The following is a 23,152-nucleotide window of genomic DNA, read 5'->3' as shown; positions in this document are numbered from 1 at the left end:
GTTCGGACCGAAAGCGCACGGCAGTGGGGTTACTCGTCCGGGTAGTTGATCGCGTCGTCGAAGTCGTCGACGACCTCTACCGGGAGCTCGGGGGACCCCCAGCCGAACCGATCGCCGTCCCAGACCTCCGCGACGATCGCGGTCTCGCCCGGCGTGCGACCGATCAGGTCGACGCGGTCCCGGCGGGGCTCGATCGCGACGGTGTCGTCCCCCTCGACGGCGACCGTCGCCCCGAGTCGGTGCGGGGCGTCCGCTTCGAACTCGAGTTCGCCGTCGGCGTCCTCGGCGCGAGCGCTGACCGAGAGTTTGCCCTCGAGGGGCAAAACGAGCGGGCCGCCCTCCCAGCGATCCCCGTCGACCGCCGCGAACTGGGTGCCCGTTTCGGGGTCGATCAGCTCGAACGACTCGACCGCCACGTAGTCCTCGTCGTCCTCGTCGGCGCCGCCCAGACAGCCCGCGAGGCCGAGCGTCGCGAGGGAACCGGACGCCGCGAGCACCGTTCGGCGCGTTCGCTCAGCGGACATCGGTCGAAACGTCCCGGCGTGGACTCTCGAGGACGCGAGCAGCGAGCGACGGGTTCGGATACATTACTAGATACGTGAATTACCGAAAAGCCAAGTACTTTTGGGTCCGGCAACCGTCGCCGCGTGCGAACACGCGCCACTCGCTCGTCGGGGACCTACTCGAGCGAGACGTACACGTCCACGCCGTCGAGACGCCGGTAGGCGGGAATCGGAGCGCGGACGACCTCGAAGGCCTCGAGCCGGACCACGAGTCGACCGGGGTCGATCGTCGCCCGGAGCACCGGCCCTCGACTGGTGACGGTGACGTACGGCGGGGCGGGAACCGGGCTAGCAGGCAGTTCACAGTCGGCCGCCGCCACCGCGTCGGCCAGCAGCGACGCCAGCCCCTCGAGCAGACCAGCCTCCTCGAGCCCCGTCCGCAGCGGGGCGACGACCCGGTCGGGATTCGTCGTCCGGGAAGTATCCCAGGGGTCGGCGACCCGATCGGCGCAGTCGTCGACCCCGCGGACGACGGACTGCCACTCGGTCTGGATCCGGCGTCGAGCCGCCCTAACTGGGTGGGACACGCACCGGACTGCCACGGGCTCCTACTAAGCTCTCACGACTTTCCGGCGCTAACGCTTCCGGATCGTCCCGATCCGCAGCGTCTCGATCCGGGAGGCGGCCTCGTGGATCGCCCGTTTCCACTCGGGGTCATCGCGAACATCGAGCTCCGATCGGAGGCGCTCGTTCTCGTCCTCGAGCGTTCGGACCCGACCGTCGAGCTCGTCGACCCGGTCCTCGAGGTGGTAGCGACGGCTCCGGTGGGCCTGCAGATCCTGACGGATCTTGTTGCGCTCTCGCCGGAGCTCCCCGACCTCCCGACGCAGTCGGTCGTTGGCGCGTCGGCTCCGTTCGAGTCGTCGCTTCCGGGCGATCAACTCGTCGTCGGCGTCGTCCTCGAGGGTGAGCCGACCCGACCGGGTCGCGTTGACGACCGCGCCGACCAGCAGGATCAGCCCGCCGAAGTACAGCCAGGTGAGCAACAGCAGGATCGCACCGACCGGTCCGGCGGCGTCCGACCCGGAGGCGACGGCGACGTACACCTGGAACAGCGACTGGAGCGCGGCCCAGCCGACCGCGGCGACGACGACGCCGGGAACGATCTCGCGGACGGAGACGTCGACGTCGGGGAAGAAGTAGTACATCGGGAGGAACGCGAACGTGAGTCCGACGACCAGCAGCATCGGGTTCAGCAGTCCGATGAACGGAACGTCGGGCAGGATCGCGAACGCGGTCGTCGCGCCCGCGGCGGCCAGCAGCGCGATCGCGATTGCGCCGAAGACGACGAACGCGTCCCGTAGCTGCTCGAGAAAGGAGTTCTCGGCCGCCGACTCGTAGATCTCCGAGAACGCGGTGTCGAGCCCCCGGAAGATCTTCAGGGACCCCCAGATCAGCGTGACGAGTCCGATGATCGACGCGCCGGCCGACCCCGTCGATCCCTCGATTCCGTCCTCGAGGATCACCTGACCGCTCTCGGGAAGGAATCCCTCGGTCGTCGTACTGACCTCGGTGGCGAGTTGCTCGTCGCCCACGACCGAAACGAGAAAGAACACGAGCACGAGCAGCGGTATCAGCGAGATGAAAGCCTGGTAAGCAATACTCGCGGCCATGAACGGCACGTTCTTCTCCTGAATGCCGCCCACGACCGATTTCGCGGCTGCGATCCCGCTACGAGCGGTAGCTGACATACGGAGACGGTTCCCCTCGAGACCGATAGATCAACGGCTTGCACGGGCGACGGCTCCGACTCGAGAATCGCCGATACCGAAGTATAAAATCGATTACTGAGAAAAAATCTTTTCCGATACGGAAAAATGGTTTTTTCATGGGAAATCTTTAAGTGAGGCGCGGTCGTATCCAGTAGTACGATGAGCACCCAGAAAACCGTCCGACAGTCGGCCGACGCCGTCGAGGAGAACGAGCTCCGGATCGATCAGGAGAAAGCCGAGCAGGTCGTCGAAGCGCTGAATACCGAACTCGCGAACGCGTACGTACTGTACCACCAGCTGAAGAAACACCACTGGGTCGTCGAGGGAGCGGAGTTCCTGCCGCTGCACAAGTTCCTCGAGGAGGCCTACGAGCACGTCGAGGAGGGTGCCGACGTGATCGCCGAGCGCGCCCAGGCGCTGGGCGGGGTTCCCGTCTCCGGCCCCTCGAACCAGGAGGAACGCGCGACCGTCGAGTTCGAGGGCGAGGACGTCTACGACGTCCGGACGATGTTCCAGAACGACCTCGAGATGTACGGGGACATCATCGAGTCGATGCGCGACAGCATCGAACTCGCGGAGAACCTGGGCGACTACGCGAGCGCCGAGATCCTCCGCGAGATCCTCGTCACCCTCGAGGACGACGGCCACCACTTCGAGCACTACCTCGAGGACGACACCCTCGTGCTCGAGGAAGCGACGAAGTAATCGGCGGGCGAACGATCCGGTCGGCTATCTTTACTCAGCGGGAGAATCGCGGCGTTTACGCCGTCGTCAGGGATCTCTGATTGCCCGTCAGACTACGTCTGACGACCGGGCGTGAATCGAGTCACTCAACGACACGATTTTCGAGGAGCGTCTTTCCGTCCGCCGCAGGCGACAGCGTCGGCTCTCATTCGAGTCGAGGGTTCGCGAGGACCGAGCCCGCGCTACGGCTCGAGGTCGACGGCGGAGTCCGTCGCGATCCAGCCGTCCTTGTTGTCGCGTTCGGTGATCACGAGCTTGCCGGGACGGGGCTCGTGACTACAGACGATAGCGGTCGGCTCGTCGTCCGGCTCGGCCGTCTCGGTTTCTTCGTCCCTGCGGGCGGGTACGTCCATTACGAGCGATTAGGGAGACCTAAATCTAAAAGGTTTTGGTTAGCCTAAGACTCGGGGAACGCCCGCCGCGTCGGAGCGTCCGCTCGTCGGACGTACTTTCAAACCCGAGCCCGTCGTAGCCCCGCGCATGGAGTTCGACGTCGTCCGGGGCGACATCGCCGAACGGTCCGCCGACGCGCTCGTCAACGCCGCCGGCACGAGCCTCGAGATGGGCTCCGGCGTCGCCGGCGCGCTCCGGCGCGGGGCCGGCGCGGAGATCAACGAGGAGGCCACCGAGCAGGGACCGATCGACCTCGGCGAGGCCGCCGTCACCGACGCCTACGACCTCGACGCCGAGTACGTGATCCACGCCGCGGCGATGCCCCACTACGAGGACGGGCGGGCGACCGCCGAGAGCATCCGCGAGGCGACCCGCAACGCCCTCGAGACGGCCGACGAACTGAACTGTCGGTCGCTCGTGATCCCGGCGCTTGGCTGTGGCGTCGCGGGGTTCGATCTCGAGGACGGCGCCGCGATCATCGGCGAGGAGATCGACGCGTACGATCCGAGCGTCCTCGAGGACGTGCGGTTCATCGCCTACAGCGAAGGGGAGTACGACGCGATCCGCGCGGCGACCGGGCGAGCCGAGCGATCGGAGACGGCCGGATCGAGCGAATTCGACCCGTAACCGAGCCGCGACGAACCGTCCGCGAGCGACCGAAGCCGAGCCCCGACGCCGGCTCGAGTCGAGGGGCCGCGTCGATACCCCGCGGCTCGAGGACGACGACCGATTCCGCCGTCAGTCGAGGGTGTGGATTCTCCCCAGTTGGGAACGGGTTCTAGTTTTACTTCCCGGGGCGTCGAAGTGTCGGCCGGAGAACAGATATGTACGATACGATTCTCGTTCCGACTGACGGTAGCCAGCAGGCGGCTCGCGGCGTCGACCACGGGCTCGACATCGCCGAGCAGTATGGCGCATCCGTCTCGTGTCTCTACGTCGTCGACGAACGGCGCCACGGCCGACCGGCGGCGCTCAGTAGCGTCGAGGCCGAACACGAGAAAGTCGAGGACGAAGCGACCGAACTGCTCGAGGAGATCGCGGATCGCGCGCGCGACGCCGGACTCGAGTCCGACTACGAGTGTCGTCGCGGCCTCCCCTGGGAGGAGATCATCGCCCACGCGGAACAGCGAGACGCCGACCTGATCGTGATGGGACGGCGGGGAGCGACCGACGACCGCCGGACGCCGCTGGGAAGCGTCACCGAGCGAGTCATGCGTCGGACCGAGATCCCCGTGCAGGCGGTGTGAACTGGACTGAGGGAGCGCGACGCGGGTGACCGAGTAGACGACACCGTCGCCTCGACGCGGCTCTCGAGGGGACGCGTTCGCTCAGGACAGCGAGAGGCCGCGGATCTCGACCGAATCGCCGTCCTCGACGCGGCCGATGACCCGCCCGTCGGTGGCGTCGACCAGCCCGTCGGCCCGGTCCTCGGGGACGGCGACGACGAATCCGGTGCCCATGTTGAACGTGCGGTGCATCTCCTCGTCGGAGACCTCGCCCTCGTCCTGGACGAACCCGAAGACCGACTGGGCCGGCAGCGGGTCGTCGATCGCGTACCGGCGCTCGCCCATCCGCGAGAGGTTGGTCCAGCCGCCCCCGGTGACGTGGGCCGCGGCGCGGGCGCCGTGGGCGCGCATCGGCTCGAGGAGGTCGGCGTAGATCCGGGTCGGTCGCAGCAGCTCCTCGCCGATCGTCACCTCGGGGTTGGGCGGGAACGGGTCGGCGTACTCGTGGTCGCGGGTGACGGCCTCGCGGGCCAGCGTCAGCCCGTTCGAGTGGATCCCGTTCGAGGGGAAGCCGACGAGCGCGTCGCCGACCCGCGCCTCGCCCTCGAGGATCGCGTCCTTGTCCGCGAGCCCGGCGCAGGTGCCCGCGAGGTCGAACCCGGAGACGACCTCGGGCATGACCGCCGTCTCGCCGCCCAACAGGGTGAGGTCGGCCTCCTCGAGGCCGACGGCCAGCCCCTCCCCGATCTCGTTGGTGAGGTCGTCGTCGGGCTCGTCGATCGCGAGGTAGTCGACGAAGGCGACGGGTTCGACCCCCGCCGCGACGAGGTCGTTGGCGTTCATCGCGATGCAGTCGATCCCGATTGTCGAGAAATCCCGAACGGCCTCGGCGACCAGCAGCTTGGTGCCGACGCCGTCGGTCGCCAGCGCGAGGTAGCGATCGCCGATGTCGAGCAGGCCGGCGTACTCGGTCGTCAGATCGCTGCCGAAGGCCTCGAGCAGCGCCGCCGTGGCGTCCTCGCTGGCCTCGATGTCGACACCCGTCTCGGCGTAGGTCAGTCCCTCCGTCTCGCTTCCCTCGTCCGCGTTGTCGGTCATACCTCAACGAGTGCCAGGGCCGAGCAAAAGGCCACCGGTCCGCCGTACCGATCTCCCGGTACGATCGTCGGGTGGCTCGGGATTGGGCCGTCTCTGTCGTACGGCGGTCCGTCTCAGAAGGGGAACCCGAAGACGAGGTAAAACCCCGCCAGCAGGACCAGGCTCAACCCGAAGACGGCCACGAAGATCGACCGGTTCCACTCGAGGACCGACTTCCCGTCCAGCGAGCCGACCGGGAGCAGGTTGAACGCGGCCAGAAAGAGGTTGATGAGCACCCCGAGGTGCCCGGCGAGACCGAACAGTCCGGGGAGGACCATCAGCGGCAGGAACAACAGCGCGAGCAGGTGGTTGGTCACCGGGCCCGCGAGCGCGATCAGGCCGTTCTCCCGGACGGTGATGCGGCCGCGGTGGTAGACCGCACCCGGGGCCGCAAAGAGGAAGCCGATCAGCGCGCTCATGATCGCCAGAAACAGCATCTGGTAGTCGGCCCGAAACTCGGCGGTCTGGCCGTGCTCGATCGCGACGACCTTGTGGGCCAGCTCGTGTAACAGGAAGGCGACGCCGACGGTGACGAAGCTCAGCCCGACCATCGTGACGAAGACGCCGGCGTCGGCGCCCGCGTGAATCGGCGCCAGCAACAGCGCGAACGCGACGCTCAGGACGATCCAGGCGAGCGCGAGATCGAACAGCTCCCTGTCGCTGAACGTAAGCTCCGAGGTCCGCTCGTTCGGGTAGCTCACGTCACCACCCCCCGAATGAGTTCGAGGCTGTTTCGAGCCCCGCGGAACAGCTCGTTCATCAGGGCGTCGACGCCGCCGATGTCCTGTCCCAGCCACGGAATAACCACGATGAAAAACAGGAAGGTCGCGACCATGCTGCCGATGTTCGTCAGCGCGACGATCATGATCAGCCTGAACAGCGGAACGTCGAACATCTCCTCGAGCGCCTCGCCCATCGGTCGGTCGGCGTCGCCGATGATCTCGTTGAGCCGCCCGACGTCCCGGACGTTGACCGGGCGGTACCTGAGCTCGACGTAGCCGGCGAACCAGCCCGGCGCCAGCAGCGGGTTGATGCTCGTGAGCCAGGCCACCGCCCCCCCGACGCCGGCGCTGATCCAGCGCGCGCCGGCGAGCCGGGCCAGCGCGAACGCGAAGATCCCGTTGAACGCGAACCACGCCAGGAACAGCCGGAGCAGGAAGGCGTTCTGGACGCCGGCCATGACCAGCAGGAAAAAGAAGCCGACGAAAGCGACCGTTACCAGATAGCCGACGATCTTCAGCGGCGAGAATCGACGCTCCGACGCGGTCCCGGTTAGCGACTCCATCGGGGGTAGCTCCGCGGGGTTGCTGAGATAGCGTTCGATGCCGGCCTTGTGGCCCGCGCCGACGACGGCGACGACGTGGTACCCCTGCTCGCGGAGCCCGTGGAGCTTGTGGGCGATGTAGGCGTCGCGCTCGTCGATCAGGGCCTCGGCGCCGCGAGGACTGAACCGGCGGAACTCCTCCATCATCGCCGCGACGACGTCGCCGTCGGTCATCTCCTCGATATCGATCTCCTCGAGGTCGTCGGTGTCCTCGGCGAGGCCGTCGAGGACGAACCCGACGATCGCTCCGAGGGAGACGCCGACGCCGAGCCCCGCGACGGCGCCGACCCCGCCCCGGAGGGCGTACCCGCCCCAGCTCTCGAAGCCGTTCGGGGAGAGCGGCCCGAGGGCGACGTCGGCCGCGACCAGCGCGAGACAGCCGACGAGCCCGATCGCCGCCCCCGCCAGCAGCCGCAGCGAGAATCCGCTGACGAGCCCGCCCGCGTAGCGTCCGGCCGACTCGAGCGAGGGCAAAAAGAGCAGGCCCAGCGCGAGTCCGCCGGCGAGCCCGGTTCCGGCCGCGCCGACGTACTGCAGCGTCGCGGCGTCGGTAACGCCGAGGGCGAAGAGCCCGTCGAGACCGAAAAGCGGCGCGAGGAAGGCGCCGAAAACGAGCCCGAGGAAGGCGCCGAACACCGCACCGAAGGTCAGTCCGATCGTCCGCGGATCGGTGACTCCGAGCGCGAGCCCGCCGACCATCTTGAGCTTCTCGGCGATCGACAGCCGCGTCCAGAACCGCTGGATCGTGATCTGGATGTCCCGATCGACCAGCGCGACCCCGCTGCCGTTTCGCTCGGCGGCCTCGATGGCGGCCCGCATGTCCGCCCCGGGCTCGATGTCGAACCGACTCCCCAGCCGCGACTGAACGTACGACAGCATCCAGTAGGCCAGAAACTGGAAGACGGTGTTGCCCGAGAGCAGATCCGTCGCTTCGATATCGTCCGGGGCGCCGCCTTGCATCTGGCGGTACCGGTTCTCGTCGAGTTCGACGGCAACGACGTCCGGCTTCCGCTCGTCGACGGTCTCGTGGACCTCGTCGACGCTCGCCTGCGAGACGTGGGCGGTCCCGAGGACGTCGACGGAGCCCTGCCCACCGCCAGCGGCGTCGGGGGGCTCCGGGACGTCGGCGTCGCCTGCATCACTCATTAGGCGTGTCAACTCGGCGCCGACTTTTACCAGTATCGAAGGCGTGAGTGCATGACACGCGCACCCGCGGGCGCCGTCCGGCACGCCTAATTGCCGACGCCGGCAACTCCACCGCGATGACCGATCTACTCGAGACGCTGATCGAGAACCGGGAGATGGTCCAGCCCAACCACGCGAACATGCTCGAGGTCGCCCACGGCGGAAACGTGATGAAGTGGATGGACGAGGTCGGCGCGATGTCCGCGATGCGCTTCTCGGGCGAGACCTGCGTCACCGCCCGCGTCGATCAGATGAACTTCGAGCGCCCGATCCCGGTCGGCGACACCGCCTACATCACGGCCTACGTCTACGACGCGGGGACCTCGAGCGTGAAGGTTCGCCTGATCACCGAGCGCGAGGACCTCCGAACCCGGGAGCGCGAGAAGACCACGGAGTCGTACTTCGTCTACGTCGCGATCGACGGGGAGAACCGACCGACGAGCGTGCCGGAGCTGACCGTCGACAGCGACGAGGGAGAACGGCTCCGTCGGGCGGCTCTCGAGGGCGAAATCGACTGAGTTACCGGGAAGAGCTAAATCGCCGCTGCGCCAACCCTACGCATGGTTGCGCTGGAGACCGTCTTCGAGCTTCTGGGAAACGAACGCCGCAGGTACGCCCTCTACTACCTCTACGAGCGGGACGGCCCCGTCGCGATCGAGGACGTCGTCGAAACGGTCGAGCGATGGGAGGCCGACGGGGAGAGGGTCGGCCTCGAGGACGGTTCCTTCGAGGAGATCGCCCTGGAGTTGCAACACCGCCACCTGCCCCGGTCGGCCGAGGTCGAGTTCGTCCAATACGACCCGAATCAGAACGTCGTCCAGATCACCGGTTCGCCCCCGGAGTTCGACGCGTTCGTGACGATCGCGAAACTCCTCGAGAGCCCGGGCGAGTGAGCCCGAACGAGCGAGCTACAGCAGCCGTTCGACCGCGCCCAGCGATTCGAGGACGTGGTCGGGCTCGACGCTCGCCGACTCGAGGGTCGCCTGGTCGGTGATCCCCGTGAGCACGAGCGCGGTCTCCATCCCGGCGCGCTCGCCGAGCGCGACGTCGGTGTCGAGGCGGTCGCCGACGACGAGAACGTCGCCGGGATCGACACCGAGGCGATCGATCGCCGCCTCGGCCGCGACGCTCGAGGGTTTGCCCAGGATCGCGTCGGGCTCGCGACCCCCGACGGCGCCCATCGCCGCCAGGATCGCCCCCGAACCCGGAATCAGCCCGTCCTCGACCGGGATCGTCGTATCCGGATCGGTCCCGTAGAAGGCGGCGCCATCCCGGAGCGCCCGCAGCGACTCCCACAGCGTCCCGTAGGAGAAGTCGCTGTCGAACGAGCCGAGCACGACGTCGGCGGCCTCGGGGTCGTCGGTCAGCCCGACGTCGGCGTCCGCGAGGATCGACTCGAGGCGGTCGTCGCCGACTAGGTACACCGACGCGTCGGGATGGGTCGAGGCGAGGTGCGCCGCCGAAACCGTCGCCGAGGTGAGCACCCGCTCGGGATCGACGTCGACCCCGTGGGGCTCGAGCTTCGCGCGGTAGTGGTCGCCGCCCCGGGTCGGGTTGTTCGAGAACAGCAGCCGATCGCAGCCGGCCGCCTCGAGGGCCGCCAGCCCGTCGGTCGCGCCCGGCAGGAGCCGCTCGCCGCGGACGATCGTCCCGTCGACGTCGAGGATCGCCGCCTCGTATGTCATCTCGCGTGGGTACGGACGGGCGCGGGTTGAGTGTTCGGATCCGCGATACCGCGACGGAGTGTAAGCGCCGCGGCGCCCGCTACCGACGAACGCTCGACCGCGGGCGTCTCGTGGCCGTCGCCCGATCGGCGTGGGAATCCTTATCCGCCGACCAATCGTAGGCCGCGGTATGGCATTCGAGGTCGAGCCGCCGGAGCCCCCGGAGCTGTCGTTCGTCGACCCCAACGAGTACGAGGACGCGACGATCAGCGCCGCGGACCCGACCGAGATCGATTACCGACGCGAGGAGTTGCAGGCCTTCCTCCGCGAGGGCGCCTGGGAGGAAGCCTTCGAGGAGTGGCTCGAGGACACCGACCTCGACGAGCGCGAGTACGGGATCGCTCGCGACCTCGACCTGTTCGCGGGCTTTGATTTCTTCTGGGACGACTTCGCCGACCGCGTCGGCTACCACGCCCCCGGGATCCCCGAGGACTGGCAGGAGCGGGAGTACCACCCCGGGCTGGACACCTGGGGGACCGTCTCGTCGATCAACGCCGAGCTCACGGAGTTCGGCCAGATCGTCTCGGTGATCCTCAAGGAGGAGTACGTCGACTGGGAGGCCGAGTACGAACCCCCCGAAGACCTGCCCGACTTCGACTGACCGACCCGACTACCGGACCGCGACCAGCGCGAACGTCTCGGGTCGATCGCGGGCGCTCTCGATCGTGAACCCGCCCGCCTCGAGCTGGGCGACGGCCTCCTCGAGGGAGTACCGCTCCCCGAGGTCGGGGCCGTCCTCGCCCGTCCCGTCGGCCGACCAGTCGACGGCGACGAGCCGACCGCCGGGTCGGATCACCCGCGCGAGTTCGGCGACCGCATCGCCGGGGCTCTCGTCGCCTGCCGAGTCGGCGTCGAGCGGGTTCGCGTACTCGTGGTGGGTCATCGTCGAGTACGCCCCGTCGAGCTCGTCGTCGGCGAACGGCAGCGCCGACACCTCGCTGGTGACGAACTCGACGGTTTCGGGCGCGCCCTTCTCCCGGTAGCGGTCGTGCATCGCCGACTGGACGTCGACCGCGTAGACCGTCCCGGCAAACGGCGCGACGTCGTCGGTGTAGAACCCGGTTCCGGACCCCAGATCGGCGACGACGTCCTCGGCGGTCGGCGCGAGTAACTCGAGCAGTTCCTCCCGGGAGCAAAACCGGTACCGAGAGGGGTCCTCGAGCGCGTCGGCCCGTTCCATCGGAAACGTGTGAAAACCCATGATCGGGATTGGCGCCGCCGACACTTCCCAGTTCCTGTTCGAGTCGTCGGGGCCGCTCCCGGGTCAGTCGTACAGCAGCTCTCTCAGTTCGGTTTCGTCGGCCACGTTCGGCTGGCCCGGTTCCTCGTTCATCGCGGCGACACAGCAGGACAGACAGAGCAGCTGATAGCAGTTCGGACGCTGCCAGCGCTCCCGCTCGAGCCACCATCCCTCGGTCTCCTCGCCGTCGACGCGGGCCCCGCACCGCTGGCAGGGCTTGGGGGCGCAGGGCGGGTTCGGACTGGGAAAGTACGGATCCATACGGGACCTTCGACCCGAGGAAGTATCGGTTCCGGGGTCGCTTCTCGAGGTGTGCGCTCCAGCCCGGGGCCGGGGTTCGGTGCCACATCGAACGCGTGTACGCCGTTCGAAATCGGATAAGAATTTATTCTTATGCGAGTTGGGTTCGACAACCATATGGTATCTGATACTAGCCCGGCATACGGATCTCCGCATTCTCATCCGCTGTAGCGTACGTTTCGTCTACTGAGGCCCGGTATTCGGTAGGAAGTGACACGCTCGGATCAAAGGCCACCATGTTTATACATAAGGAAGATGATGGCCGAACCGTATGTCCGAAACCGGGGCGGAGCCGCGTCCGCCGAGCCGAGCGCTTCCCGATCCAGCGACCGCATCGAACGTCCGGTACGACCCCTCGCTCGAGGAGCTGCGCGAGCTCGCCGAACGCGAGGAGACGACGACGGAGTTCGGCTCCCCGTCGTACGTCAGCGACGTTCGGTCGCGGAGTTCCGATCGGACAAAAAACGCCGTCGACCACGGGTTCGGCGAGCGCGATCACGCGTTCGTCGAGCGCGCGGTCGAGGCCGCCGGAAGCGACGAGATGCTCTGCGTGGACCGGTTGATGGGGCGCCACCCCGAGGCGACGTTCTGCTGTCGGCTCTACGTTCCCGTCGAGCACGCCCGGATCGCGTTCGCCTGGGCGAGCCTGTTCGAGCCCAGCGACGGCCGCGAGCCGGACTTACAGACGGTACAGCTGCCCGACGCCGACGAGACCGCGATCCGGATCCTCCCCGACGAGGGGTTCACCGCGGTGCTCGGCAGCGACTACACCGGCGAGGCCAAGAAGTCGTTCCTCCGCCTCTTTATGTACCGGCTCAAACAACGGGGCGGGCTCGGCCTCCACGCCGGGAGCAAGCGCGTCCGCGTCCGCGACGCCGACGGCGACCTGCGAGACGTCGGCCAGCTCTTTATGGGACTGTCGGCGACGGGCAAGTCGACGCTGACCGCCCACGGGTGCTGGCTCGACGGCGAGGAGGACGCGACCATGCTCCAGGACGACGTCTGCGGACTGTTGCCCGACGGGACGGCCCCCGGCAGCGAGGGGAAAGGACTCTTTATCAAGACCATCGGGCTCGACGAGGACGAACAGCCCGCCCTCTACGCGGCGGCGACCGACGAGTCGGCGATCCTCGAGAACGTCGCCGTCGACGACGACGGAACGGTCGACTTCGACGAGCCGCGGTACACGGAAAACGCCCGCGCGATCGTCCAGCGCGACGAGCTCTCGAGCGCGGCCGACGAGATCGACCTCGACCGGGTCGACCAGGTCTTTTTCATCACGCGCAACCCGCTGATGCCGCCGGTCTCGAAGCTCTCGACCGCACAGGCCGCCGCGGCCTTCATGCTCGGCGAGTCGATCGAGACCAGCGCCGGCGACCCCTCGCGGGCCGGCGAGTCGATCCGCGTCGTCGGGACCAACCCCTTCATCGTCGGCCCCGAGGGCGAGGAGGGGAACGTCTTCCACGACCTCATCGACGAACTCGAGGTCGACTGCTACCTGCTCAACACCGGGTATCTGGGCACCGACGCCAAGGACGTCGGCGTCACCGAGTCGGTGACGATCCTCACCGAGACCGCCCGCGGCACCGTCGAGTGGACCGACGACGACGCGACCGGGCTGACGATACCCGAATCCGTTCCCGGAATCGACGTCGATGACTACTACGTCCCCGATTACGTCGACGACTACGACGCGGCCCTGGCGGAGCTGCGACGGGAACGCCGCGAGTACCTCGCGGAGTTCGACGAGCTCCGCGAGGAGATCCTCGAGGCGGTCTACTGAGCGAAGCGTCGTTCGGCGTCCGTTATCGTTCGGCGAGTGCCAGGGATCGTCCGGAAATCGGCGGGTCTCGAGCGGGTCGCCCTCGAGGCGGCTCGCCGACGTGACGATCGCCGTCGATCGGTGACTGAAACGGGATCCGAGAGACCGACCGAAACGGTCGGCGGACGGAGACTAGGGAGGTCGTTCGGCGGACCGAGCCGTCGCAGTCGCCCGGATCGGGACGCGAGAGAAGGGTGAACGTAATTGGCAGGTTACCCCGGAGATTTCAGCTAGAGCCGAATTACACCGCGGAACGGGATATTTATCACTGAAATGGCAGTCCCAGTTTAAGCTGGACGCTCCCCCCTATCACGAACGCGGGCATGAGCGTACGTACAATACTCGTCGTAGTAGTCGCGCTGATGGTACTCGGCTCTGGCGGAGCCACAGCCATCGCAGCGGGTCCCGCTGCAACCAGCGTCGACGACAACGACAACGACACTGCAGACGGCGAATCGACAGACGCTTCCGACGACGGAGCGTGGCAGGTGACCATCGAAGAGGCGACGGTCCTCGTCCTCGTCGAAGACTCCGGGGACGATGCGGCCGGAGACGAGTCGGATGATGACGGACTAACCGACAATGAATCGGACGACAACGAGTCGGATGATGACGGGCTGACCGACGACGACTCGATCGACAACGATTCGGTCGACGATGGGCTGACCGACAATGAATCGGACGACAACGACTCGATCGACAACGACTCGATCGACGACGGACTGACCGACAACGACTCGGTCGACGACGGACTGACCGACAATGAATCGGACGACAACGACTCGGTCGACGACGGACTGACCGACGACGACTCGACCGATACGGACGACGAATCGGAAGACGAGTCCGTGAGCGCGAACGGCGACGACGACGCACAGGAGGTCACGATCGGCCAGGCGACGGCGTTCGTCCTTCTCGAGGAGGAGCCGGTCGTGGAATCGACCGCTGAGAACGGCGCGACCGACGCGTCCACCGGCGACGAAAACGACACGGCCGCCGACTCCAACGAGTCCGACGACGCGCTCGACGCTTCCGAAAACGGCGACGACGACGAGGCCGACGACCAGCGCCAGGTGACCGTCTCCGAGGCGACGATCTTCGTCTCGGTCGACGAGCTCGACGGCCTCGAGAACGAACTCGACGCCGTTGAAACCGATGGAACCGACGGCGAGAGTAACGCGTTCGTCTACGAGGGGCCGCTCGAGGTGACCATCGAAGAGGCGACCCTCGCTCAGCACGACGGAGCGTCGACCGACGAGGACCCCGTCGCTACCGACGGCGCCGCCGACGGCGTCGACGACGAAGGACCGATGGATGACGTCTCGGTCGACGACGGTTCCGAAGACGACCACAGCGTAACGGACGACGAGTCCACCAGCGACGAAAACGACACCGACGCGTCCCAGAACGGCGCGGATAACGCATCCGACGATAGCGCGGATAACGCATCCGACGACGTCCAAACCGGCGTCGACGACGCCTCGACTGACGAGCCGGTCGACGCGTCCCCCGACGACGGACTCCGCGTAACGATCGAAGAGGCGACGATCTTCGTGATGATCGCCGGCACCGACGAACCGGCGGACGAGATGCCGACCGACGAACCGGCGGACGAGATGCCGGCTAACGATTCCACCGCGGACGAGACGCCGACCGACGACTCCACCGCGGAGGAACCGGTCGACGGAGAGCCCGCTGACTCCGAGGAACCCGCGTCACCGATCGCCGAGAACGGTGATGCCGAGGCGACGAACGGCGGCGCAACCGACGGAAAGACGGCGAACGGCGGCGCAACCGACGGAAAGACGGCGAACGGCGGCACGGCCGGCGATCAGACCGCCGACACTGCCTGCTAGCGACCCCCCGAGGGGATTCTTTTGCCGATCGATCGGGAGCCGCGGCTGTGCTCGAGCGAGCGCCGGCCTCGAGGCTCGATGGGGGGTCGGTATCGTTATCCGGACCGTACCCTCACGGCTCGGTTACCGTCCCGTTCCGATGGTGGTGGCAGCAATTGCCGGTCACAGACACCGTTATGTGTGTCGAGTTCGCACACCCGGTAATGAACGCACAGGTACGGAAACCGACGACGCGAGTATGCGAGGAGTGCGAGCGAGCGGAACGATGGGACGAAGATCTCGGCGCGTGGCAACTGGTTCTGGAGGACGGCGACAAACGAGTCGGCAATCCTCACTGCATCCACGAGTGGGACATCACGGGGACGTTCAACCCGATAACGGGGAGTGGCGACGACGCCTGATCGCGGCGGATAGATCGGCCACGCTGTTGTCCGCTACCGAGTAACTGCGCGTATGCCGACGATCTACGTGACCGCACCGCCCGAGGACGCCCCGTCGATCGCCGAAACGCTGCTCGAGGAGCGACTGGCTGCCTGCGTCAACGAGCTGTCGACGACCTCGACCTATCGGTGGGAGGGTGAGGTCCACCGCGACGAGGAGACGGTCCTGCTGGCGAAGACGACCGACGACGCCGCCACCGACCTCGTCGAGCGGGTCCGGGAGCTGCATCCCTACGACGTCCCCTGCATCGAGCGGTTCGACGAGGCGGACGTCCTCGAGTCGTTCGCCGAGTGGCGCGCCGACGCCGTCGAGTAGTCGCGTACGCCAGTCGGTAACAGGCGTCGACTGCCCGAAAAAGCAATCCTTAAAACTCGCGCACGGGTTGTGACGGGTATGGCTGGAACCATCGAAGTGCTCGTTCCGGGTGGCCAGGCCAACCCTGGCCCACCGCTCGGTCCCGAGCTCGGACCGACCCCCGTCGACGTGCAGGCGGTCGTACAGGAGATCAACGATCAGACCGAAGCGTTCGACGGCACCGAAGTACCCGTCACCGTCGACTACGACGACGACGGCTCGTTCTCGATCGACGTCGGCGTCCCGCCGACGGCGGCGCTGATCAAGGACGAGGCCGGTTTCGAGACCGGTAGCGGCGAGCCCCAGAAGGACTTCGTCGCCGATCTCTCGATCGATCAGGTCAAGACGATCGCCGAGCAGAAACACCCCGACCTGCTCGCCTACGACACGAGAAACGCCGCGAAGGAGGTCGTCGGCACCTGCGCCTCGATGGGCGTCACCATCGAGGGCGAGGACGCCCGCGAGTTCAAAGAGCGGGTCGACGACGGCGAGTACGACGACGCGCTGTCGGCCTAACGCGGTCCGCTCTCGTTTTGCGGTGCGCTTTCCTCGAGTGCCAGCAGTCGCTTCGGCGTTCCCGTTCGACGAGCGAACGACTACTGCGCCGGACGGCGGCCACCCACGTCGCGGATGTAAACGGATCGGAAGCGGCGCCCTCGAGGACGACCGAACGGTCGCCACTCGCCCGCGGAAAACCGCCGTCGACGGCCGCGCCGATCCGGCGGGTTCGGGCCGGAGACACACGGGCAGGACAGTTCGACGGGTTTAAGTTCGACATCCCACTTTGCTCAACAGAGACAGGCCTAGCCTGTTTCACTGACCCGTAGGAGCACTCCTGCGTACTACGGAGGTGAACGATGGCAGATTCGGATATTCAAACAGCAGTCACTCGCGCACTCGAGGACGCGCCCGATCGGAACTTCACCGAGACGGTCGACCTCGCGATCAACCTGCGCGACCTCGACCTGAACGAACCGTCGAACCGTGTCGACGAGTCCGTCGTCCTGCCGTCCGGAACCGGCCAAGAGACTCAGATCGTCGTTATCGCCGAGGGCGAAACCGCGGTCCGCGCCGAGGAGGCCGCGGACCAGGTGCTCTCGGAGAGCGACGTGGCCGATCTGGACGACGACGAGGCCAAAGACCTCGCAGACGAGACGGACTTCTTCATCGCCGAGGAGGCGATGATGCAAGATATCGCCCGGCATCTGGGTACGATCCTCGGTCCCCGAGGGAAGATGCCGGACCCGCTCGGACCCGACGACGACGTCGTCGAAACGGTCAACCGACTCAAAAACACCGTGCAGATTCGCTCCCGGGACCGGCGCACGTTCCACACGCGCGTCGGTGCCGAGGACATGGACGCCGAGAACATCGCCGACAACATCGACGTGATCCTGCGACGCCTGCACGCCGACCTCGAGAAGGGGCCCCAGAACATCGACACCGTCTACGTGAAGACGACGATGGGCCCGTCCGTGGAGGTGGCCTGAGATGAGCGCAGAGGCCGAACGCAAGACCCAGAACCTTCCCCAGTGGAAGAAAGAGGAGGTCGACGAACTCGCCGACCTCATCGAGAGCTACGAGAGCGTCGGCATCGTCGGCATCGCCGGCATTCCGAGCAAGCAGCTCCAGGACATGCGCCGCGACCTGCACGGCAGCGCCGAGTTGCGGGTGAGCCGTAACACCCTGCAGGTTCACGCGCTCGAGGACGCCGGCCTCGGTGACCTCGTCGAGCACGTCGAGGGCCAGGTCGGGCTCGTGGGCACGAACGACAACCCGTTCGCGCTCTACAAGGAGCTCGAGGCGTCGAAGACCCCCGCCCCGATCAACGAGGGCGAGGTCGCTCCCAACGACATCGTGGTCCCCGAGGGGGACACGGGCGTCGATCCGGGGCCGTTCGTCGGCGAACTCCAGAGCGTCGGCGCCAACGCCCGGATCCAGGACGGCTCGATCCAGGTCATGGAGGACTCGACCGTTCTCGAGGCCGGCGAGGAAGTCTCCGCCGACCTCGCGAACGTCCTCAACGAGCTGGGAATCGAGCCCAAGGAAGTCGGACTGGACCTTCGCGCCGTCGTGGCCGAGGGAACGCTGTTCGACCCCGAGGATCTCGACATCGACGTCGAGGCCTACGAGAGCGACATCGCGACCGCGGCCGCGCGGGCGCGGAACCTCTCGGTCAACGCGAGCTACCCGACCGAGGCGACGGCGCCGACGCTGGTCGCGAAGGCCACGGGCGAGGCCAAGAGCCTCGGCCTGCAGGCCGCGATCGAGGACGAGGCGCTCATGCCCGACCTCGTCAGCAAGGCCGACGCGCAGCTGCGCGCGCTCGCGGCCCAGATCGACGACGAGGAGGCCCTGCCGGAGGAACTGCAGGGCGTCGAGGCACCCGCCGAGTCCGCGCCGGCTGACGACGCGGACGAGGACGACGAATCGGCAGACGACCAGGAAGCCGAGGCCGACGAGGCCGACACCGACGATGACGACGACGAAGACGGCGGTGGCGGCGGCGAAGGGCTCGGCGCGATGTTCGGATAACTAACTCGAGGTAATTACAATGGAATACGTTTACGCTGCACTCATCCTGAACGAAGCGGGCGAAGAGATCAACGAAGACAACCTGACGGACGTGCTCGACGCCGCGGGCGTCGACGTCGAGGAGTCCCGCGTGAAGGCGCTCGTCGCCGCGCTCGAGGACGTCGACATCGACGAGGCCGTCGACGAGGCCGCCGCCGTCCCCGCCGCGGGCGGCGCCGCAGGCGGTGCCGCTGCCGGCGAGGCCGCGGACGAGGAAGACGAGGAAGCCGCCGAAGAAGAGGAAGCCGCCGAGGAAGACGAGGACGACGACGAAGACGAGGACGCCGGCGGCGAGGGCCTCGGCGAGCTCTTCGGCTAAGTCGCGACGCGACGATTCGACGACCCAGGTATTTTTTCGAACCCGCGCTCACAGCGGTAGCGCCGCGGTTCTCGGCGACGCTCGAGTTTAAGTTCGAAGCCGAGGCCAACGCCGGCGATGATCGAGCTCGTCGGGGATCCCGAGCTGGCCGTGCGGCTGCTGGCCTGGGTGCTGGCGGGTTCGGCGCTCGGAACGCTGAGCGGGCTCGTACCCGGACTGCACGCCAACAACTTCGCGCTGTTGCTCGCCGGAATCGCTCCCTCGGTTCCCGGGCCGCCGCTTTTCGTCGGCGCGGCGATGCTCGCGGCCGGCGTCGTCCACACCTTTCTGAACGCCGTCCCCGCGATGGCACTGGGCGTTCCCGACGCGGAGATGGCCGTCACTGCCCTGCCGGGCCACCGAATGGTGCTGGCCGGACGGGGGTACGAGGCGATCCGCCTTTCGGCCCTCGGGAGCCTGCTCGCGGTGGTGGTCGCGATCCCGCTCGCGGTTCCGGTGACGCGGGTCGTGACCGCGGCGTACCCGACGATCAGGGGCAATCTCTCGCTCGTGCTGGCGCTGATCGCGGTCGCGTTGATCGCCTCCGAGCGGAGCTGGGCCGCCAGGGCGGGCGGGGCACTCTCCTTTGCGCTCGCGACGGTTCTCGGGGCGGCGACGCTAGATCTCTCGCCGGCAGCTCCGCTCGAGGCCGGCGGGACCCTCTCGCCGCTTTTCGCGGGGCTGTTCGGCGCACCGGTGTTGATCGACGCGGTCCGGGGCGGCGGGGTCCCGTCTCAGACGGACGCGACGCTCGCGCTGTCGCGACGACTGGTCGGGGCGACCGCGGTCGCCGGCGCCCTCGCCGGCGCGGTGGTCGGCTACCTGCCGGGGATCTCCGCGGCGATCGCCGGCGTCGCGGCGCTCGCGTTCGTTCCCGGCGACGCCGGCGATCGAGGCTACATCGTCGCCACCAGCGGCGTCGACACCGCGAACACCATCTTCGCGCTGTTCGCCCTGCTAGCGATCGGCCAGCCCCGAACCGGCGTGATGGTCGCCTTCGAGAGCGTGAACGCGCCCCTCGAGATCCCGGTCCTGCTGTCGGGAATCCTTCTGGCGGGCGTCGTCGGCTTCGTCGTCGTGATCGCGGCGGGCGACGCCTACCTCGAGCTCGTCGGTCGAACGGCCTACTGGAAGATCTCGACGGCCGTCCTCGGGGGGTTGATCGCGCTCTCGTACCTGTTTACCAGCGTGGTCGGGATCGCCGTCTTCGTCGCCGCGGCAGCGGTCGGAATGGTACCGGTCCGCCTGCGGTCCAGGCGCGTCCACCTGATGGGCGTGTTGATCGGCCCGCTCATGCTCGGCCTCTAGGGGCGCAACCGCGTGTCCGAAATTTATCCCGTCGCGGTCCGAAGCGGCACACGATGACGCTCGACAGATACGCCGACGCGATTGCCGACCTCGAGCCCGAGGAGGGCGAGGTCGAAACTGCGGAGCTGGTCGTCGCGGACGACGTGCTGGTCAAGGCCTTCGCGCTCGGTCCGGGGGCGACCCTCGAGCCCCACGAGCACGGCGACAGCACGAACGTGTTCCACGTCCTCGAGGGGACAGTGACGGTCCTGCGGGACGGCGAAGACGAGCGAGTCGAGGCGCCCGGCGTCGTAGTCCACGAGCGAGGCGTCGAACACGGTGCGGAGAACGAGACCGACGAGACGGTCGTGTTCACGGCGAGTCTCTGTCCGCTGCCGTCCTGAGCCGGCGCTCGAGCGCCGGACGAGACTGTCGACGAGGTGTCGTCGCGGCCGCGCTCGAGCCGTCGCCGATACCGACGGCTTCCGAACTCGGGGTGTCAAAAAACGGATCGTCGCTTACCGCCGCCAAAAGCGGCAGAGAGACGGAGTTAGTTGCGGACGACGTTCGTCGCGCGGGGACCCTTGGGGGCCTGTTCGATGTCGAATTCGATCTCCTCGCCTTCCTCGAGGTCCGGGCCGCCGACGTCTTCCATGTGGAAGAACACGTCATCGTCCGCGTCGTCCGTCGAGATGAAACCGTAGCCGCCTGTGTCGTTGAAGAAATCAACGTTACCTTTCGCCATTACAAACAAACGTTTGCCCGGCCGACGGATAAGGGTTCCGAGGGTCGTGGTACCACGAGCGTCGACGCCGCGATCGGTCACTCCTCGAGCAGCGATTCGACGTACTTCGTGACGTGGTCGTCCATCCGTCGCTTGTACCCCGCTTGGCGGGCGAGCCGATCGAGCTCGCGGGCGACGAGGCTGCCGTACTGGACCGCCTTCTTGTCTCGAGTCGCGATCTCCTCGGGCAGATACCGGGCCGCGACCCGTCGGAATCCGCGCTTTCGAACGTCCGCGTCGGCCAGCAGCTCGTCGGGCAGCCGGAGCGCCGCGTCGATCACGGCGTCGTGGAGCAGCGGCGCGACGGGCTCGAGCCCGGCGGCCTCGATCGCGCGCACGTCGCGGGGCAGCTGCTCGGGGAGGCTTCCGACCTGCTCTCGAACCGCACCGCGGACGGTATCAGCCGCGACGCGGTGGTCGAGGCGAACGACCTTCTCGTAGCCGCCGAACAACTCGTCGGCGCCCTGCCCGACTGCCAGCGCGTCGTAGCCGTCCGCGGCGGCGCGTTCGGCGACCAGGTAGAGCGGAAGCGCGATCTGGACGTCCATGGCGTTCGTCCGCCCGATCGCGCGGGCGACCTCGGGAACCGCCCGCTCGAGGTCGGCGGGCTCGAACTCGACGGTCCGGAGCTCGCGGCCCATCGCGTCGGCCGCGGTTCGGGCGGCCTCGAGGTCGTGGCTGTCCGGGAAGCCGACGACGTAACTCGGCGCGTCGAGTAACTCGGCGACCAGCGCCGAGTCGACACCGCCGGAGAACGCGACCGCGACGTCCCGATCCGCGCGTCGAACGCGGTCGGCCGCCGTCCGGATCGCCCGATCGAGCGCCTCGAGGGCCGCCTCGCGGTCGGGTTCGGGCGTCGGCTCGGGGATCGACCAGACGCGCCGGGGCTCCGAGCCGGGTTCGCCGACCGAGCCAGCCGGGAAGCGGACGGGATCCTCGAGGACGTGCGGTTCGAACGCCCACCGCTCGGGCGTCTCGCGCTCGACGAACAGCGGGACTCGCCCGAGTACGTCCCGGACGAGCCGACCGTCGAGCTCGCCCGCGAAGCCGGCGGTTCCCGGAAGCGGGTCCGCGGTCTCGAGGGCCTCGCGAACGGTCTCAGGGTCGGCGCCGCGAAGCGTCATCGGAGCAGTCCCACGACGGTGTTTCTGACCCGACGGGTGACGCCGCCGCCGAACTGGCGGAAGCTGATGCGCCACGGGGTCCGCTTCCCCTCGACGGAGGTTTTCCCCTGGCGGATCGCCTCGAGGATCGCCTCGGCCGAGCGCTCGTCGGCGTCGACTCGGGTGATCGCCTGGCCAACCATCTCCCCGATGTGGGCGTCGCTGCCCGCCGTCATCGGGAGGCCGCGCTCGCGGGCGAAGCGCTCGGCCTGGCGGTTCGCCCGCCCGGTCAGCAGCCTGGAGTTGTAGATCTCGATCGCGTCCCCCGCCGCGAGTTCCTCGCGGGAGATCCGGGCGGTCACGCCGTGGCGCGACTGCTGGAACGGGTGGGGGATCACCGCCAGCCCGCCCTGCTCGCGGATCCGCTCGAGGGTCGTCTCGTAGGACAGCCCCGGCGGAACCGCCTCCTCGATCCCCAGGCCGAGAACGTGGCCGGCCGTGCTCGAGATCTCCATGGCCGGAATGCCGACCAGTCCGTACTCGGGGGCGCGCTCGGCGGCCTCGAGGCTCGCGTCGATCTCGTCGTGGTCCGTGATCGCGATCGCGTCGAGGCCGACGGCCTCGGCCTGTTCTAAGATGAGCTCGACGGAGTCCCGGCCGTCGTAGGACAGCGACGAGTGGGCGTGAAGTTCGACCGACAGCACGTTCCGGTCTTTCGCGCGATCGGTCAAAAGCGCCCCGATCGCCGGCGCGAGCGCCGTCAGTCGGTGTCGGGGCTCGAGGGCGGGAAAGGGGCGGAGAGACGACGGCGGTGGAGGTTGCGCCAGCGGGGACGCGGGTTCGACGAGCTCCGGGCAGTCCGGTATAGTCAGATGTCGTATAAGTATTTTTCTAAAAACAGCACGGTGGCTAGTACGGTTGCGCAATCGCAAACGGAAACGCAAACGAAAATGGAACGGGACGCGTCTCCTCCACAATTCAAACCGTTACGTGGTAGAACCGACGCACGAGCGAGATCGAAATTC

The 23,152-nt window shown here is 67.6% G+C and carries 29 protein-coding genes; 16 read left to right on the top strand and 13 right to left on the bottom strand.

The features are described from left to right. Positions 1–29: 29 nt before the first annotated feature. The 3 genes from C492_RS16785 to C492_RS16775 form a co-directional block, all read right to left on the bottom strand. Positions 30–524, bottom strand: coding sequence for a hypothetical protein (locus C492_RS16785; protein WP_008425831.1), 495 nt, complete (start codon positions 522–524; stop codon positions 30–32). A 155-nt stretch (positions 525–679) separates the two neighbouring features. Beyond that, positions 680–1,090: a hypothetical protein gene (locus C492_RS16780; protein WP_008425830.1), complete on the bottom strand. Its 411-nt coding sequence runs from the start codon at positions 1,088–1,090 to the stop codon at positions 680–682. 48 nt (positions 1,091–1,138) lie between these two features. Continuing rightward, positions 1,139–2,254 (bottom strand): YhjD/YihY/BrkB family envelope integrity protein, encoded by a 1,116-nt coding sequence (locus C492_RS16775; protein WP_049893148.1) that lies wholly within the window; start codon positions 2,252–2,254, stop codon positions 1,139–1,141. A 180-nt stretch (positions 2,255–2,434) separates the two neighbouring features. On the opposite strand from C492_RS16775, the gene dpsA reads away from it, so the two are divergent. Then, positions 2,435–2,980 carry a DNA starvation/stationary phase protection protein DpsA gene (dpsA, locus tag C492_RS16770; RefSeq protein WP_008425826.1) on the top strand — a complete coding sequence of 182 codons (546 nt, stop codon included), beginning with the start codon at positions 2,435–2,437 and terminating at the stop codon, positions 2,978–2,980. Between the two features lie 221 nt (positions 2,981–3,201). Here dpsA and C492_RS24735 read toward each other — a convergent pair whose 3' ends face one another. After that, on the bottom strand, positions 3,202–3,372 hold the full coding sequence (locus tag C492_RS24735) for a DUF7331 family protein (protein WP_008425824.1): 171 nt from the start codon (positions 3,370–3,372) through the stop codon (positions 3,202–3,204). Between the two features lie 127 nt (positions 3,373–3,499). On the opposite strand from C492_RS24735, the gene C492_RS16765 reads away from it, so the two are divergent. Then, complete coding sequence (locus C492_RS16765; protein WP_008425822.1) at positions 3,500–4,039, top strand: macro domain-containing protein; 540 nt, start codon at positions 3,500–3,502, stop codon at positions 4,037–4,039. Positions 4,040–4,236: 197 nt separating this feature from the next. Further along, positions 4,237–4,659 carry a universal stress protein gene (locus C492_RS16760; RefSeq protein ID WP_008425820.1) on the top strand — a complete coding sequence of 141 codons (423 nt, stop codon included), beginning with the start codon at positions 4,237–4,239 and terminating at the stop codon, positions 4,657–4,659. Positions 4,660–4,740: 81 nt separating this feature from the next. Here the strand turns inward: C492_RS16760 and purM are convergent, their stop codons facing one another. From purM to C492_RS16745, 3 genes are all read right to left on the bottom strand, one after another. Continuing rightward, positions 4,741–5,736 carry a phosphoribosylformylglycinamidine cyclo-ligase gene (gene purM / locus C492_RS16755; protein WP_008425818.1) on the bottom strand — a complete coding sequence of 332 codons (996 nt, stop codon included), beginning with the start codon at positions 5,734–5,736 and terminating at the stop codon, positions 4,741–4,743. Between the two features lie 113 nt (positions 5,737–5,849). Next, positions 5,850–6,476 carry a zinc metalloprotease gene (locus tag C492_RS16750; RefSeq protein ID WP_008425816.1) on the bottom strand — a complete coding sequence of 209 codons (627 nt, stop codon included), beginning with the start codon at positions 6,474–6,476 and terminating at the stop codon, positions 5,850–5,852. Then, on the bottom strand, positions 6,473–8,245 hold the full coding sequence (locus tag C492_RS16745; protein WP_008425814.1) for a TraB/GumN family protein: 1,773 nt from the start codon (positions 8,243–8,245) through the stop codon (positions 6,473–6,475). The genes C492_RS16750 and C492_RS16745 overlap by 4 nt, the downstream gene beginning before the upstream one ends. A 116-nt stretch (positions 8,246–8,361) precedes the next feature. Between C492_RS16745 and C492_RS16740 the strand changes: the two genes are divergently transcribed. Together C492_RS16740 and C492_RS16735 are read left to right on the top strand one after the other, a co-directional pair. Beyond that, positions 8,362–8,802, top strand: a complete 441-nt coding sequence (locus C492_RS16740) for an acyl-CoA thioesterase (RefSeq protein WP_008425812.1) — start codon at positions 8,362–8,364, stop codon at positions 8,800–8,802. A 42-nt stretch (positions 8,803–8,844) separates the two neighbouring features. Continuing rightward, on the top strand, positions 8,845–9,177 hold the full coding sequence (locus C492_RS16735; RefSeq protein ID WP_008425810.1) for a DUF7344 domain-containing protein: 333 nt from the start codon (positions 8,845–8,847) through the stop codon (positions 9,175–9,177). A 15-nt stretch (positions 9,178–9,192) separates the two neighbouring features. On the opposite strand, the gene C492_RS16730 is transcribed toward C492_RS16735, so the two are convergent. Continuing rightward, positions 9,193–9,969: an HAD-IIA family hydrolase gene (locus tag C492_RS16730; protein ID WP_008425808.1), complete on the bottom strand. Its 777-nt coding sequence runs from the start codon at positions 9,967–9,969 to the stop codon at positions 9,193–9,195. Between the two features lie 169 nt (positions 9,970–10,138). Here C492_RS16730 and C492_RS16725 point away from each other — a divergent pair, with 169 nt between their 5' ends. Next, positions 10,139–10,609, top strand: a complete 471-nt coding sequence (locus C492_RS16725) for a hypothetical protein (protein WP_008425806.1) — start codon at positions 10,139–10,141, stop codon at positions 10,607–10,609. Positions 10,610–10,618: 9 nt separating this feature from the next. On the opposite strand, the gene C492_RS16720 is transcribed toward C492_RS16725, so the two are convergent. Then, the gene (locus tag C492_RS16720; protein WP_008425804.1) at positions 10,619–11,209 is read right to left on the bottom strand and encodes a class I SAM-dependent methyltransferase; all 591 of its coding nucleotides are present in this window, start codon (positions 11,207–11,209) and stop codon (positions 10,619–10,621) included. A gap of 63 nt (positions 11,210–11,272) precedes the next feature. Then, the gene (locus tag C492_RS16715) at positions 11,273–11,509 is read right to left on the bottom strand and encodes a hypothetical protein (RefSeq protein ID WP_008425803.1); all 237 of its coding nucleotides are present in this window, start codon (positions 11,507–11,509) and stop codon (positions 11,273–11,275) included. 310 nt (positions 11,510–11,819) lie between these two features. Here C492_RS16715 and C492_RS16710 point away from each other — a divergent pair, with 310 nt between their 5' ends. The 10 genes from C492_RS16710 to C492_RS16665 all read left to right on the top strand — a co-directional run bounded on the left by C492_RS16710 (position 11,820) and on the right by C492_RS16665 (position 20,644). Then, positions 11,820–13,331: a phosphoenolpyruvate carboxykinase (ATP) gene (locus C492_RS16710; RefSeq protein WP_008425801.1), complete on the top strand. Its 1,512-nt coding sequence runs from the start codon at positions 11,820–11,822 to the stop codon at positions 13,329–13,331. A gap of 401 nt (positions 13,332–13,732) precedes the next feature. Beyond that, complete coding sequence (locus tag C492_RS16705; RefSeq protein WP_008425799.1) at positions 13,733–15,226, top strand: midas domain-containing protein; 1,494 nt, start codon at positions 13,733–13,735, stop codon at positions 15,224–15,226. A 203-nt stretch (positions 15,227–15,429) separates the two neighbouring features. Continuing rightward, positions 15,430–15,627: an HEWD family protein gene (locus tag C492_RS16700; protein ID WP_008425798.1), complete on the top strand. Its 198-nt coding sequence runs from the start codon at positions 15,430–15,432 to the stop codon at positions 15,625–15,627. 52 nt (positions 15,628–15,679) lie between these two features. Next, positions 15,680–15,982, top strand: coding sequence for a divalent-cation tolerance protein CutA (cutA, locus tag C492_RS16695; RefSeq protein ID WP_008425796.1), 303 nt, complete (start codon positions 15,680–15,682; stop codon positions 15,980–15,982). A 78-nt stretch (positions 15,983–16,060) separates the two neighbouring features. Then, a complete protein-coding gene (locus C492_RS16690) occupies positions 16,061–16,537 on the top strand; it encodes a 50S ribosomal protein L11 (RefSeq protein WP_008425795.1) in 477 nt (158 codons plus the stop codon). 341 nt (positions 16,538–16,878) lie between these two features. Then, a complete protein-coding gene (locus C492_RS16685; RefSeq protein WP_008425793.1) occupies positions 16,879–17,511 on the top strand; it encodes a 50S ribosomal protein L1 in 633 nt (210 codons plus the stop codon). Between the two features lies 1 nt (position 17,512). Then, on the top strand, positions 17,513–18,556 hold the full coding sequence (locus C492_RS16680; RefSeq protein ID WP_008425791.1) for a 50S ribosomal protein L10: 1,044 nt from the start codon (positions 17,513–17,515) through the stop codon (positions 18,554–18,556). Positions 18,557–18,575: 19 nt separating this feature from the next. Next, the gene (rpl12p, locus tag C492_RS16675) at positions 18,576–18,914 is read left to right on the top strand and encodes a 50S ribosomal protein P1 (protein WP_008425790.1); all 339 of its coding nucleotides are present in this window, start codon (positions 18,576–18,578) and stop codon (positions 18,912–18,914) included. A 117-nt stretch (positions 18,915–19,031) separates the two neighbouring features. Next, entirely contained in the window at positions 19,032–20,261 is a 1,230-nt protein-coding gene (locus C492_RS16670; protein WP_008425787.1) for a tripartite tricarboxylate transporter permease, read from the top strand. Positions 20,262–20,314: 53 nt separating this feature from the next. Beyond that, entirely contained in the window at positions 20,315–20,644 is a 330-nt protein-coding gene (locus C492_RS16665) for a cupin domain-containing protein (RefSeq protein WP_008425785.1), read from the top strand. A 146-nt stretch (positions 20,645–20,790) separates the two neighbouring features. On the opposite strand, the gene C492_RS16660 is transcribed toward C492_RS16665, so the two are convergent. From C492_RS16660 to C492_RS16650, 3 genes are all read right to left on the bottom strand, one after another. Continuing rightward, on the bottom strand, positions 20,791–20,985 hold the full coding sequence (locus tag C492_RS16660) for a cold-shock protein (RefSeq protein ID WP_008425784.1): 195 nt from the start codon (positions 20,983–20,985) through the stop codon (positions 20,791–20,793). A gap of 77 nt (positions 20,986–21,062) precedes the next feature. Then, entirely contained in the window at positions 21,063–22,148 is a 1,086-nt protein-coding gene (locus C492_RS16655) for an asparagine synthetase B family protein (protein WP_008425782.1), read from the bottom strand. Then, positions 22,145–22,831 carry a CehA/McbA family metallohydrolase gene (locus tag C492_RS16650; RefSeq protein ID WP_008425781.1) on the bottom strand — a complete coding sequence of 229 codons (687 nt, stop codon included), beginning with the start codon at positions 22,829–22,831 and terminating at the stop codon, positions 22,145–22,147. Before C492_RS16650 ends, C492_RS16655 begins: the two co-directional genes overlap by 4 nt. Positions 22,832–23,152: the final 321 nt, after the last annotated feature.

Origin of the sequence: Natronococcus jeotgali DSM 18795 (genome assembly GCF_000337695.1) — an archaeon.
Taxonomy (GTDB): domain Archaea; phylum Halobacteriota; class Halobacteria; order Halobacteriales; family Natrialbaceae; genus Natronococcus; species Natronococcus jeotgali.
The sequence above is the reverse complement of the archived record's forward strand: the minus strand, read 5'-3'. Positions and strand labels throughout refer to the sequence as shown.